The organism is Streptomyces daghestanicus (assembly GCF_020521275.1).
In the GTDB taxonomy this organism is placed as follows: domain Bacteria; phylum Actinomycetota; class Actinomycetes; order Streptomycetales; family Streptomycetaceae; genus Streptomyces; species Streptomyces griseoviridis.
On the sequence record NZ_BNDX01000008.1, the window covers coordinates 545106 to 558119 of the forward strand.

The 13014-nt window shown below is 73.3% G+C and carries 7 protein-coding genes; 1 reads left to right on the plus strand and 6 read right to left on the minus strand.

Annotated elements, in window-relative coordinates:
• Positions 1–32: 32 nt before the first annotated feature.
• Genes Sdagh_RS11840 through Sdagh_RS11860 form a run of 5 tightly spaced genes read right to left on the minus strand, consistent with a single transcriptional unit; the run spans position 33 to position 7873 of the window.
• On the minus strand, positions 33–2222 hold the full coding sequence (locus Sdagh_RS11840; RefSeq protein ID WP_189419580.1) for a glycosyl hydrolase family 95 catalytic domain-containing protein: 2190 nt from the start codon (positions 2220–2222) through the stop codon (positions 33–35).
• Entirely contained in the window at positions 2219–4201 is a 1983-nt protein-coding gene (locus tag Sdagh_RS11845) for a beta-galactosidase (protein WP_189419582.1), read from the minus strand. Before Sdagh_RS11845 ends, Sdagh_RS11840 begins: the two co-directional genes overlap by 4 nt.
• Complete coding sequence (locus Sdagh_RS11850; protein ID WP_189419584.1) at positions 4198–5127, minus strand: carbohydrate ABC transporter permease; 930 nt, start codon at positions 5125–5127, stop codon at positions 4198–4200. Before Sdagh_RS11850 ends, Sdagh_RS11845 begins: the two co-directional genes overlap by 4 nt.
• Positions 5124–6149, minus strand: a complete 1026-nt coding sequence (locus tag Sdagh_RS11855; RefSeq protein ID WP_189419586.1) for an ABC transporter permease — start codon at positions 6147–6149, stop codon at positions 5124–5126. The genes Sdagh_RS11850 and Sdagh_RS11855 overlap by 4 nt, the downstream gene beginning before the upstream one ends.
• Before the next feature lie 29 nt (positions 6150–6178).
• Positions 6179–7873, minus strand: a complete 1695-nt coding sequence (locus Sdagh_RS11860; protein WP_189419588.1) for an extracellular solute-binding protein — start codon at positions 7871–7873, stop codon at positions 6179–6181.
• Positions 7874–8314: 441 nt separating this feature from the next.
• Between Sdagh_RS11860 and Sdagh_RS11865 the strand changes: the two genes are divergently transcribed.
• Positions 8315–11140 (plus strand): glycoside hydrolase family 3 C-terminal domain-containing protein, encoded by a 2826-nt coding sequence (locus Sdagh_RS11865; RefSeq protein WP_190077402.1) that lies wholly within the window; start codon positions 8315–8317, stop codon positions 11138–11140.
• A 67-nt stretch (positions 11141–11207) separates the two neighbouring features.
• On the opposite strand, the gene Sdagh_RS11870 is transcribed toward Sdagh_RS11865, so the two are convergent.
• Entirely contained in the window at positions 11208–12653 is a 1446-nt protein-coding gene (locus Sdagh_RS11870) for an aldehyde dehydrogenase family protein (protein ID WP_189419593.1), read from the minus strand.
• Positions 12654–13014 lie beyond the last annotated feature (361 nt).

Consider the following 13014-nt stretch of genomic DNA (forward strand, 5'->3'; position numbering starts at 1 on the left):
GTCGTCCTTCCATGGGTGGGGGGATCGTGCGGTCACCGGGCCTCCAGGTGGAGGACGCGGTCTTCCCCGGCGGTGAGGTCGAGCGGCTCGGTGCCGGAGGGGGTCCGCAGTTCGATGTGCGCGGTGCGGCCGGGACGGAGGACGGCGGTGGCGCCCCCGGGGGCCCAGGTGAGGTCGAGCGTGGCGCCGAACCGGGTGCGCACGCCGCTCAGCCGGCCGGCGGGGAGGGCGGCGGGCAGCGCGGGCAGCAGCACCAGGCGTCCCGGGGTGGACTGCGCCAGCATCTCGATGAGCACGGCGGGCAGGGTGTGCGCCGCGTCGGCGTTGTAGACGTCGCGGCGCGGGTAGTGCGCGCTCATCAGGGAGGCGTGGAAGTAGTCGCCGCCGAGCACCGCGTCGAGGGCGTGGGCGACCCGGTCGCCGTCGCCCAGCCGGGCCGCGACCAGGGCGTGGTGCAGGTGGCCGTGGGCCGAGTCGTTCTCGGCGCCGCGCAGTTCCAGGGCACGGTGCGCGGCGGCGGCCAGCTCGGGGGTGTCGTACGGGGTGATCTCCTCCAGCGGCCAGACGCCGTAGAGGTGGCTGAGGTGGCGGTGGTCGTAGGTGTCGTCGAGGCCGGGGCGGGCCCACTCGGCGAGCGCGCCGTCGGCGTTGATCCGGTGCGGGGGCAGCCGGTCGGCGAGCGCGCGCCAGCGGTCGGCGTGCTCGGGGTGGTAGGCGGCGGCGGTGCGCAGGGCGTGCCGGGCGGCGGAGAGGTCCATGGCCGCGTCGACCGTGCCCCAGCCGGCGTTGGCGGGGCGGTTCTCCGGCGAGTAGGAGGGGACGACGACAAGGTGGCCGTCCTCGGTCCCGGTGAGGAAGTCCTCGTAGAACAGGGCGACTTCGGCGAGGGCCTCGGCGGTGCGGGGGTCGCGGGTGCCGTGGGTCTCGTCGTGGTCGACGAGGGGTTTGAGCAGCCAGTCGGCGCCGGCCGTCCACAGGTGCAGGGGGTACTCGCGGCTGAAGTGGTACGTGTGCCCGTTCTCGCCGTCGGTGTGGGAGGGGGCGACGATCCCCCGGGCGCCGAAGAGGGCGCGGGCGTTCTCCCGCCAGTGCTCGCGCTGGCCGTGGACCAGGGCGGCGTGCGCCTCGGTGACCTCGGGGAGGGCGGCGGCCGCGGCGGAGGCGGTCTGGAGGTTGAGGTTGGCGTTGGTGGTGAAGGCGCCGGACCAGGCGGTGTCCCAGTCGCCGGTCCACAGGCCGGTGAGGCGGGGCGGGAGCAGGCCGGAGGCGGAGAGCAGGTGGTAGCGGCCGGCGGCGAAGAGGCGTTCCGGCAGGGCCGGGCTGCCGGGGCGGGCGAGGAGCGCGGAGCCGGGCAGGGCGCGGTCGGCCGGGTCGGCGGCGAGGTCGAGGGTGACCCGGGTGTAGGCCGTGCGGTGCCGGTCGAGGTGGCGGGCGAGGAGGTCGTCGTAGGTCCGCTCGGTCAGCAGGTCGCGCAGGGCGCGGGACTCGGCGTGCACGTCCCACTCCCCCGGGTGCCGGTGCACCCGGGTCAGGAGCAGCAGGGTCCGGGCGTGCTCGACGCGCAGCCCCGGGGTGGCGATCGCGGCGCTGCCGCCGGTGACGGCGGCGACGGTGACGCCGGTGTAGGCGCGGTCGCTGCCGGGGTAGCGGGCGCGCAGGCTGAGCACGGCGCCCTCGGGGGTGCGGACGGCGCCGTGGCCGACGCCGAGTCGGGCGGGCACGCCGGGCAGGCGGTGGTCCAGGGCGAGGTCGAGGGTGAGGTCGGGGTCGGTGACCTGCTGGACGATCACGTCGTCGGCGCGGGAGACGAAGACGCGGCTGGTCCAGTCGCCGGCGGTGGCGGTGGTCTCGCCGGTGGTGAAGTCGACGCTCCGCCGGTAGGGGGCGGCGGGGCCGGGCGGACGGCGCAGCCGGAGCTGGAAGCCGGGGTGGAAGGGCTGCACCCATTGCAGCGGGCGGTGGTCGGTGAACTCCTCGGCGGCGGTGGTGTCCCCGGCCAGCAGGCGCCGGCGGACGTCGGGCAGGGCGGTGGCCAGTTCCGGGGGGCGGGCGTGCTCGCCGCCGTTGGGGCGGACCAGGGTGTGGTGGGTGACGACGACCCGGTCGTCGTACGGGTCGCCGAGGACGAGGGCGCCGTGGTGGCCGTTGCCGGTGAGGAAGGCGTCCTCCCAGCGGGCGGCGGGGGCGGGCTCCCAGGTGCCGTGGACCGGGCCGGTGCTCACGCGGGCTCCGCCCGCAGCACCCGGACGCCGTACCGGCCCAGCTCGGCGCGGCCGGTGAGCGTCTCCCCGGTCAGCAGGTCGCGGTGGGTGCCGGGGACGTCGACGGTCACCGGGTCGCGGCCGTGGTGGAGGAGGAAGAGCAGATCGCCGCGGCGGACCGCCTCGACGCCCGGCGGGACGCGGTCCAGCACCGGGCGCACACCGGCGTCGGCGGCGATGCCCGCGAGCAGCCCGCGCAGCGCCTCGGGGACGGGCAGGGTGGAGACGTACCAGGCGCGGCCCTTGCCGAGGACGGCGGGCAGGCCGTCCAGTTCGCCGCCCCGGTAGGGGACGGTCTCCTCGGCGGTGCCGTCGGGTTCCAGCTCCTCCGACCACAGGGTGCCGTCGAAGCCGTCGCAGCCGACGCGCTCCCCGTCGGCCAGAGGCCACCAGGCGTGCAGGGTGCGGATGCCGAAGAGGGCGCGCAGGCGGGCGTCCAGGGCGCCGGGGCGGACCCGGTCGTCCTGGTCGGCGACGCCGGTGAGGAAGCCGCAGACGAGGGTGCCGCCGCCGTGGACGTAGGAGAGGAGGTTGTCGACGGCGGTGTCGGTGAGGAGGTAGAGCTGCGGGACGACGACCAGCCGGTAGCGGCTCAGGTCGTGCTCGGGGTGGGCGAAGTCGGTGGTGAGGTGGGCCTCCCACAGGGCGCGGTGCCAGGCGCGCAGGACGACGGGCAGGTCGGCCCGGTCGAAGGGGCGGGCCTGCTGGGTGCCGGCCCACCAGGAGTGCCAGTCGTGCAGGACGGCGACGTCGGCGGTGACCCGGGCGCCGGTGACGTGCGGGGCGAGGGCGGCGAGGGCGGCGCCGATGCGCTTGACCTCCTGGAAGACACGGCCCTCGGGACCGGCGTGGCCGACCATCGCGGAGTGGAACTTCTCGGCGCCCTGCCGGGACTGCCGCCACTGGAAGTAGCAGACGGCGTCCGCGCCGCGGGCGACGGCCTGGAGCGACCAGAGCCGGTCGAGGCCGCGCGGCTTGGGCCGGTCGACGTCGCGCCAGCCGACCGCGCCGGTCGCCTGTTCCATGACCATCCAGGGGCCGCCGCCGGCCTGGGAGCGGGTGAGGTCCTGGACGAGGGCGCCCTCCTGGCCGCCGAGGGGGTCGCGCGGGTCCGGGTAGAGGTCGACGGAGACGACGTCCTCCTCCTCGGCCCAGCGCCAGCCGTCCTGGCCGAAGAAGAGCGGCATGAAGTTGGTGGTGACCGGCAGGTGCGGGGTGTGCCGGCGGACGATGTCGCGCTCGGCGGTGAAGCACTCCAGGAGCATGTCGGAGGTGAAGCGCCGGAAGTCCAGCACCTGGGCGGGGTTCTTGAGGTAGTGGGTGCGGCGCGGCGGCAGGATCTCCTGCCAGTCGCCGTAGCCCTGGCTCCAGAAGGCGGTGCCCCAGGCGGTGTTGAGGGCGTCGAGGGTGCCGTGGCGGCGCTTGAGCCAGGTGCGGAAGCGGGCGGCGGCCTCGTCGCCGTGGTCGTAGGTGCAGTACTCGTTGTTGATGTGCCACATGGTCAGCGCGGGGTGCCCGGCGTAGCGGGCGGCGAGGGCCTCGGTGACGGTGGCGGCGTGCCGCCGGTAGACGGCGCTGGAGTGCGAGAAGTGCTGCCGGCCGCCCCAGAACTCGGTGCGCCCGTCCTCGTCGACGGGCAGGGTGTCCGGGTGCAGCCGGCCCAGCCAGGGCGGGGGCGAGGCGGTCGGGGTGGCGAGGACGACACCGACGCCGTGGGCGTGCAGCAGGTCCATGACCCGGTCGAGCCAGCCGAAGTCGAAGACGCCGGGCCGGGGTTCGAGCCGGGACCAGGAGAAGACGCCGACGGTGACGGAGGTGACGCCGGCCTCCCGCATGAGGCGTACGTCCTCCTGCCAGGTCTCCTCCGGCCACTGCTCGGGGTTGTAGTCGCCGCCGAACAGCAGACGGCCCCGGGTGACGGTGGCGAGGCCGGGGCTCACCCCTTCACCGCCCCGGTCAGCATGCCCTTCTTGAAGTGCCGCTGGACGAAGGGCGACAGCACGGCGACCGGCAGCAGCGCCATCACCATCACGGCCATCTGCACGGCCAGTCCGGACAGCTCCCCCGTCTTGATCGCCTGGCCGAGGCCGACCGGCGCCTCCTGCTTCTGCACGAGCTGGATCATGACGTTCTGCAACGGCATCATGTCCTGGTCGTTCAGGTAGAGGGAGGCGTTGAACCAGGCGCTCCAGTAGCCGACGGCGTAGAACAGGGTGATCACCGCGAGGACCGCGCGGGAGAGCGGCATGACGATCCGCCACAGGATGCGGAAGTCGCCGGCGCCGTCGATGCGGGCGCTGTCGATGAGTTCCTGCGAGATGCCCATGAAGAAGCCGCGCAGCACCAGGATGTTGAAGACGCTGAGGGCGCTCGGCAGGATCAGCGCGAGATAGGTGTCGGTCAGCCCGAGGGACTGCACCAGCAGGTACGTCGGGATGAGGCCGGCGCTGAAGAACATGGTGGCCAGCAGCAGCATGAGGATCCAGCGGTGGCCGAAGGAGCCGGTGCGGGACAGGCCGTAGGCGCACAGCACCGACACCGCCATCGAGAACAGCGTGCCGACGAGGGTGATGCCGATGCTGACCAGCGCGGCGCGGGTCACCTGGCCGCCGCCGAGGAGTTCCCGGTAGGCGACGAAGGTGACGTCCTTCGGGATCATCACCAGGCCGCCGGCCTCGTCGATGGTCTTCCGCGACGACAGGCTGGTGACGACGACGATCCAGAGGGGGAAGAGGATGGCGAGGCAGGCCAGGGTCAGGGCGAGGCCCTTGCCCGCGACCCCGGCCGGGCCGGGCTTCTCCTCCCAGGCCGGCCGGGGCGGGGCCGACCAGCGGCCCCGGGTCGTCTTCTCGATGACCGCGGTCACTTCTTGTACACCCCCTGCTCGCCCATGAGATGGGCCACCTTGTTCGCGGCGAGGACCAGGCCGAGGCTGACCACGCCCTTGACGAGTCCGGCGGCCGCCGCGTAGCCGAAGTCCTGGTTGCGTACGCCGTTCCACCACACGAAGGTGTCCAGCACCTCGGCCGCGCCCGGCCCGACCATGTCGCGTTGCAGCAGGATCTGTTCGAAGCCGACGGTGAGCGCGTCGCCGACGCGGAGCACCAGCAGCAGGGCGATCACCGGGCGCAGCGCGGGCAGGGTGACGTGCCACATGCGGCGCCGGCGGCTCGCGCCGTCCATCGCGGCGGCCTCGTACAGGTCGGGGCTGACCGAGGCGAGCGCGGCGAGGAAGACGATGATCCCCCAGCCGGCGTCCTTCCACACGCTCTGCGCGGTGATCAGCAGGGCGAAGGTGTCCGGGTCGGTCATGAAGTCCAGGCCGTCGTACCCGTGCTCGCGCAGCAGCTGGGAGAAGATGCCGGCGCCGCCGAAGAGCTGCTGGAAGACGGCGACGACCAGCACCCAGGAGAAGAAGTGCGGCAGGTAGAGGATGGCCTGGGAGACCGCCCGGACCCGGGGCCGGACCACGCTGTTGATGAGCAGCGCGAGCAGGATCGGGACCGGGAAGAAGAGGACGAGCTGGAAGAAGAAGAGGATCAGCGTGTTCCGGACGGCGTTCCAGAAGTCGGAGTCCGCGAAGATCCGCTCGAAGTTCTCCAGGCCCACCCAGGGGCTGTGCAGGATGGAGACGATGCCGTTGTCGCTGACGTAGGGGTCGTACTCCTGGAAGGCGACGACGTTGCCGAGGATCGGCAAGTAGTTGAAGACCAGGAGCAGCAGCACGGCCGGCAGCGTCATCAGCAGCAGGACGCGGTCGCGTCTGAAGCGCAGGCGCAGGCTCACTTTCCCGGAGGGGGTCTTCTCGGGGCCGGTGGTGCCGTCGGGCGCCGCCGGGGACTTCTTCTGGGCCTCGGTCCCGCTCCGAGGCACCGTGCTGTTCGACACGGCCGTTCTCCTCGCCTCGCCCGCGCCGGTCAGCTCGCCGCCGAGCCGTTCTCGTCGAGCAGCTTCTTGTACCAGTCGCGGAGCTTGTCGCCGCCCTTGCTGCGCCACTCCGAGACGGCCTGCTGGACCTCGCTCATCTTCTTGCGGCCCCGGACGAAGTCGTCCTCCATCTGCTCGAAGTCGCTGGAGAGGTTGGTGTACCGGGAGGGCTCGGTGACCTGCATGCCGTAGAAGGAGGACTTCCGGGTGAAGGCGCCCATCCGCTGCTGCCACTCGACCTGTCCCCTGGCGACCTCGGGGAAGTCGGGGTGGGCGACGGTCGGGGCGGGGCCGGCCAGCATGACGTAGGCGTTCATCACGTCGATGTTGCCCTGGTCGGTCTTGGTGGGGACGCCGTCCTTGACGGTGTAGTGGGTGCCCTCGACACCGTAGTTGGTGGCCATGTACTCCTTGGTGCCGTACGGGGCCGCCGTGACGTTGGCGGCGGCCAGCACGTCCCTGATCACCGACTCGGACGCCTTCTTGTTGACGAAGGCCCAGATGCCGGCGGGCTGTTCGGCCCAGAGCACGGGGTCGCCGCCGTCGTGGCCGAAGACGTCCATGCCCCAGATCTTGAACTCGGGGTTCTGGGTCGCCTGTTCGGCGGTGCGGCTCCACCACTGGCTGATGTTCTGGACGTACATGAGGAACTCGCCCTTGGCGAACTTCGGCCCGGGGTCGGTGGCCTGGCTCTTGCCCAGTTCGGCGTCGGGGTGGACGACGCCGGCGGCGAACAGCTTGCGGGTCCACTCCAGGGCTTCGAGGTACTCGTCGGTCTCGAAGCGGCAGATCATCTTGCCGTCGACCAGGTTCCAGCCGAGCGGCTTCTCGTTGGCGGAGAGCACGCCGAACGCCTGGAAGGCGGTCCACTTCATGTCCAGGCAGGCCCAGCGCTTGGCCTTGGCGTCGGTGATGTCCTTGGCCAGCGCCATGAACTCGTCGCAGGAGGTGGGGACCTCGTACCCCTCCTTCTCGAAGACGTCCTGCCGGTAGAGGGGGACGAGTCCGGTGACGTACGGCTGCGGCTGGGGCAGGCCGAGGAGCCTGCCGCCGAAGATCGAGCGCTGCCAGGCGTCGGTGGGGACGGCGGCGAGGTTCGGGTAGTCCTTGACGCCGTCGCCGGACAGGTAGGGGCCGAGGTCGGCGAACTTGGAGATGATCGCGCTGGGTATCTTGCCGTTCAGGTTCCAGCTCGGGACCACGACGACGTCGGGGACGTCGCTGGAGGCGAGGACCGCGCCGAGCTTCTGCTCGTAGGTGTTGCCGTCCTGGTTCTGCCACTGGATGTCGACGCCGATCATGTCGTTCATCGCCCGGTAGTAGGCGTTGTCCGACTTGGGCGGGGAGCCCCAGAACGGCGACATGATCGTCACCTTGCCGCCCTTGCCGAGCTTCTTCGGCACCGAGGTCTTCAGGTCGGCCGGGGCGAGCTTGCCGGTGAAGCCGACCGCCGACCCGTTCCTGGACGGGATGTCCGGGGTCACCACGTCGCTGGCCACGTACGCCGGCAGCAGCTTCTTGGCGTCCTTGCCGGAGGTGGTGCCCTCGCGGGACCCGCTGTCGGCCGCGCCGCAGGCGCTGAGCAGGGGCATTCCGCCCGCGACCGCGGCGGCGGCGACCGCCGAGGAGGCGAGGAAACTTCTCCGGCTCGGCGCGGAGGCGGCGGAGGCGGCGTTCGGCGTCATTGCGTCAACCCTTCATGGCGCACCAGGACACCCGGCGGTGGCCGTCGGCTGCGGTGTCTTGAGTGGAACTCGCTGAGCTGGGGGTGGGGCGGGTGGATCCGGAGCGGTGCGGAGGCGGTGCGGAGGCGGTGCGGAGGTGCGGGAGGCGGTGCTCACCGGCCGGCGTACGTCGGGACAGGTCCGCGTACGCCGGAGTACGTCCGAAGTGCGTCGAAGCGCTTCGATGTTGCAGCGAGGTTAAGTGAACCCAAGGGGCGGCACAAGACTCGTTCCCAAGATTCCTCGGATGTGTGCGGTGCCGCGCGCCGCCTGTCCCCGTCCCCTCGCAGGGGCCTCGACGGCGTACGGGATGCCCCGCCGCGTCTTGACACCCGGCTGCCGCCGACTGAGCATCGAAGCGCTTCGAAAGCGCATCGCCGCACATCGCAAGGGGAATCCCACGTGACCGCACCCACGCCGCCCACACCGCCTTTCCGCGACCCGCAGACACCGGTCGCGCAGCGCGTCGACGACCTGCTGTCGCGGCTCACGCTCGACGAGAAGATCGGATTTCTGCACCAGTTCGCGCCCGGCGTCGACCGTCTGGGCGTCGCCCCCTTCCGCACCGGACAGGAGGCCCTGCACGGTGTGGCCTGGATGGGCCCGGCGACGGTGTTCCCGCAGGCCGTGGGCCTCGGCGCCACCTGGAACGAGGAGCTGGTGCGCCGCGTCGGCGAGGCCGTCGCCGCGGAGGTCCGCGCGATGCGCGCCCGCGACGACCGGGTCGGCCTCAACGTCTGGGCCCCGGTCGTCAATCTGCTGCGCCACCCCCTGTGGGGCCGCAACGAGGAGGGCTACTCCGAGGACCCCCGACTGACCTCGGCCCTCGCCACCGCCTACACCCGCGGCCTGCGCGGCAGTCATCCGATCTACTGGCGGACCGCCCCGGTGCTCAAGCACTGGCTCGCCCACAACAACGAGACCGACCGGGACACCGCGTCCTCCTCGGTCCGCCCGCGCGTCCTGCACGAGTACGACCTGCGGGCCTTCCGGGCGACGGTCGAGGCGGGCGCGACGGCCGGGGTGATGCCGGCCTACAACCTGGTCAACGGCCGTCCCAACCACGTCTCCCCGTACCTCGCCGAGCACCTGCGCACCTGGACCGGTGAGGAGCTGCTGGTCTGCTCGGACGCGGGCGCCCCCTCCAACCTGGTCGACTCCGAGCACTACTTCGACACCCACGAGGAGGCGACGGCCGCCGCGCTGAAGGCCGGGGTCGACAGCTTCACCGACCACGGCACCGACCCGACGAAGATCACCGCCCGGGTGCGCGGCGCGCTGGAGGGCGGGCTGCTGACCGAGGCCGACGTCGACACGGCGGTGCGCCGCCAGCTCTCGGTCCGCTTCCGGCTGGGCGAGTTCGACGGTCACGAGGAGGCGGGCGCCTACGACACCCCGGAGCACCGGGCGCTCGCCCGGGAGGCGGCCGAGCAGGCCGTGGTGCTGCTGAAGAACGACCGCGGCCTGCTGCCGCTGGCCCCCGGCATCCGCCTCGCCGTGGTCGGGCTCCTCGCCGACGAGTGCAAGCTCGACTGGTACAGCGGCTCGCTGCTGCACCGGGTCACCCCGCTGGAGGGCCTGTACGAGCGGTTCGGCGCCGAGCGGGTGGAGTTCGCCGAGGGCGTGGACCGGGTCCGGCTGCGCACCGCCGACGGAGCGTTCCTGCACGTGCTGCCGGCCGTCGAGGACGCCCCCGCGGCCGGTGCCGAGGCCGCCCTCGACCCCGCGCTGCTGGCCGGCCGCACCGATCTGCCGCCGTTGGCCACGGACGCCGACGGCACTGAACTCGCCCTGGTCGACTGGGGCGGGGGCGTGCTGACGCTGCGCGCGCCGGACGGGCGGTACCTGTCGGTCGCCGAGGACGGGTACGTCCGCGCCTCGGCGGACCAGCCGGGGGGCTGGGTGGTGCGGGAGACGTTCCGGCTGGAGCCGCACGGGGACGGTCACCTCCTGAGGCATCTGGGCACGGGCCGCCATGTCTCCGTGACCGCCGGGGGCGTGAAGGTTGCCGAGGAGCCGGGGTCGGTCTTCGAGGTGGTCGTCACCGAGCGCGGCGAGGACGCGGTGGCACGGGCCGCCGCGCGCGCCGACGTGGTGCTGGTGGTGGCGGGCAACGACCCGCACATCAACGGCCGGGAGACCGAGGACCGCACCACCCTGCGCCTCGCCGGCCAGCAGGAACGGCTGCTGCGCGCCGCCCGGGACGCCAACCCCGACACGGTGCTGGCGCTGGTGTCGTCCTACCCCTACGCGGTCGACGCCGGGCCGCTGCCGGCGGTGCTGTGGACCGCGCACGGCGGCCAGGCGGCGGGCACCGCCCTGGCCCGGGTGCTCGCCGGGGACGTCTCCCCCGCCGGGCGGCTGCCGCAGACCTGGTACGCCGACGACCGGGACCTGCCCCGTCTGCTCGACTACGACGTGATCGGCTCCCGGCAGACGTACCAGTACTTCGAGGGGACGCCGCTGTTCCCGTTCGGGCACGGCCTGTCGTACGCGTCGTTCGCCTACGCGGATTTCGCCGCCCGCGTCGGGGAGTCGGCGGTCCGGGTCTCCTTCACGGTCACCAACACCGGCGGGGTCACCGCCGACGAGGTGGCCCAGCTGTACGGGCGGGCCGGTGAGCCGTCCGTGCCGCGTCCGCGCCGCGAGCTGCTCGCCCACCGCCGGCTCACCCTGGCGCCGGGCGCGACGGCGGAGGTGGCCTTCGAGGTCCCGTTGGACGCGCTCGCGTTCTGGGACGTGGCGCACGGCCGGTGGCGGGTGGAGCCGGGGCCGTACGAGCTGCTGGCCGGCGCCTCCAGCGAGGACGTCCGGCTGTCCACGACGGTCGTCCTCGCCGGGGAGCCCGGGGCGCCGCGCCCGGTGCGCGAACGCGGTCTTGAGGCGGCCGACTTCGACGAGCAGAGCGGCACGGAGATCGTGGACCGGGCCAGGACGTCCGGGGACGCGGTGACGCCGGCGGCGGGCACGTCCGGGGAACTCCTCTTCCGGGCCTGCGACTTCGGCTCCGGCATCGCCTCCGTGACCGTCGCGGTCGCGGGCGAGGGCACGGTGGAACTGGCCCTGGACGGCGGCCCGGCGCGGGCCGTGCTGTCGACGGAGACGCCCACGGCGGGACCGTACGACTACGTCACCCTCACCACCGGCCTGGCCGCCGAGGGCGTGCACGACCTGCGGGTCGGGCTGCGGGGGGCGGTGCGGCTGGCGCGCATCGGCTTCGCCGGGTAGGGCCGAACGGGCGGCGGCCCGGACCCCCTTCCCGGGGGTCCGGGCCGCCGCCCGCCCGCCGTCGCCGTCAGAGGGCGAGGCCGGTGAGCACCAGCACCCGCTCGTAGGTGTAGTCCTCCATCGCGAACCGCACGCCCTCGCGGCCCACGCCGGACTGCTTGGCGCCGCCGTACGGCATCTGGTCGGCGCGGTAGGAGGGGACGTCGCCGATGACGACGCCGCCGACCTCCAGGGCGCGGTGGGCGCGGAAGGCGGCCTGGAGGTCGTGGGTGAAGACGCCCGCCTGGAGGCCGTACTTGGAGTCGTTGACGGCGGCGAACGCCTCGGCCTCGCCGTGCACCTTCTGCACGCTGAGGACGGGTCCGAAGACCTCCTCGCGGGCGAGGGTGGTGCCGGCCGGGAGGTCGGTGAGGACGGTCGGCGCGTACGAGGCCCCGTCCCGCTCGCCGCCGGTGCGCAGCGTGGCGCCGGCCCCGACGGCCTCCGCCACCCAGGACTCGACCCGCCGCGCCGCGTCCTCGCTGACCAGCGGGCCGACGTCGGTCTTGTCGTCGGCCGGGTCGCCGGTGACCTGGGCCTCGACGGCGGCGACGATGCGCGGCAGCAGCCGGTCGTGGACGGCGGCGTCGACGATGACCCGCTGCACGGAGATGCAGGACTGGCCGCCCTGGTAGTTGGAGAAGGTCGCGATGCGGGCCGCGGCCAGGTCCAGGTCCTCGTCGCTCGACCAGTCGGCCAGCACCACGGCCGCGCCGTTGCCGCCCAGCTCCAGCGTGCAGTGCTTGCGCGGTACCGAGTCCATGATCGCGTAGCCGACCCGCTCGGAGCCCGTGAAGGAGATGACCGGCAGCCGCTCGTCCTGGACGAGGGCGGGCATGCGGTCATTGGGGACCGGCAGGACGCTCCAGGACCCGGCGGGCAGCTCGGTCTCGGCGAGCAGTTCGCCGAGGACCAGGGCGGACAGGGGGGTGGCCGGGGCCGGCTTGAGGATGATCGGGGCGCCGGCGGCGATCGCGGGGGCGATCTTGTGGGCGCACAGGTTCAGCGGGAAGTTGAACGGCGCGATGCCGAGCACGGCACCCTTCGGGAAGCGGCGGGTGAGGGCGAGCCGGCCCTGGCCGCCCGCGTCGGTGTCCAGGCGCTGGGCCTCGCCGCCGTTGAACCGGCGGGCCTCCTCGGACGCGAACCGGAAGACGGAGACCGCCCGGCCGACCTCGCCGCGCGCCCACTTGACCGGCTTGCCGTTCTCGGCGGAGATGAGCCGCGCGATCTCCTCGGCGCGCTCCGCGAGACGCCGGGCGACGTGGTCGAGGGCGGCGGCGCGGACGTGCGCGGGGGTGGCGGCGAACGCGTCCCGTACGGCGTGCGCGGCGGCCACGGCCTCCTCGACCTGCGTGTCGGTGGGGACGCTCACCGCGGCGACGGTCCGGCCGTCCCACGGGGAGGTGACGTCGAAGGTGTCCTCGCCGGTGGCCTGGCGGCCGGCGAGCCAGAAGGCGTGGGGTGCGGTCATGTCGGGTTCCGGCCCTTCCCGTTCGGGTGTACGTGGAATGCAGGGTCCACGGTAGGGGCGGGGCGGGGGGAGGGCGTTTGTCCGGGGTGTAGCAGTACGGCCCGGCAGTACGACGGAATGGCCTGGGGGTAGGACGGGACGGCCTGGGGGTACGACGGAAGGGCCTGGCGGTAGGACGGAACGGCTTGGCGGTACGCCGGAACGGCCTGACGGTAGGACGGGGCGGCCTGGGGGTACGCCGGAACGGCCCGACGGTAGGACGGGACGGCCTGGGGGTACGACGGAACGGCCCGACGGTAGGACGGAACGGCCTGGCGGTACGCCGGAAGGGCCCGACGGTAGGACGGGACGGTCTGACGGT

Excerpts from the sequence above, each read along its gene's own strand:
- Sdagh_RS11860 (WP_189419588.1), bottom strand. The coding sequence starts at position 7,873 with ATGACGCCGAACGCCGCCTCCGCCGCCTCCGCGCCGAGCCGGAGAAGT.
- Sdagh_RS11870 (WP_189419593.1), bottom strand. The coding sequence starts at position 12,653 with ATGACCGCACCCCACGCCTTCTGGCTCGCCGGCCGCCAGGCCACCGGC.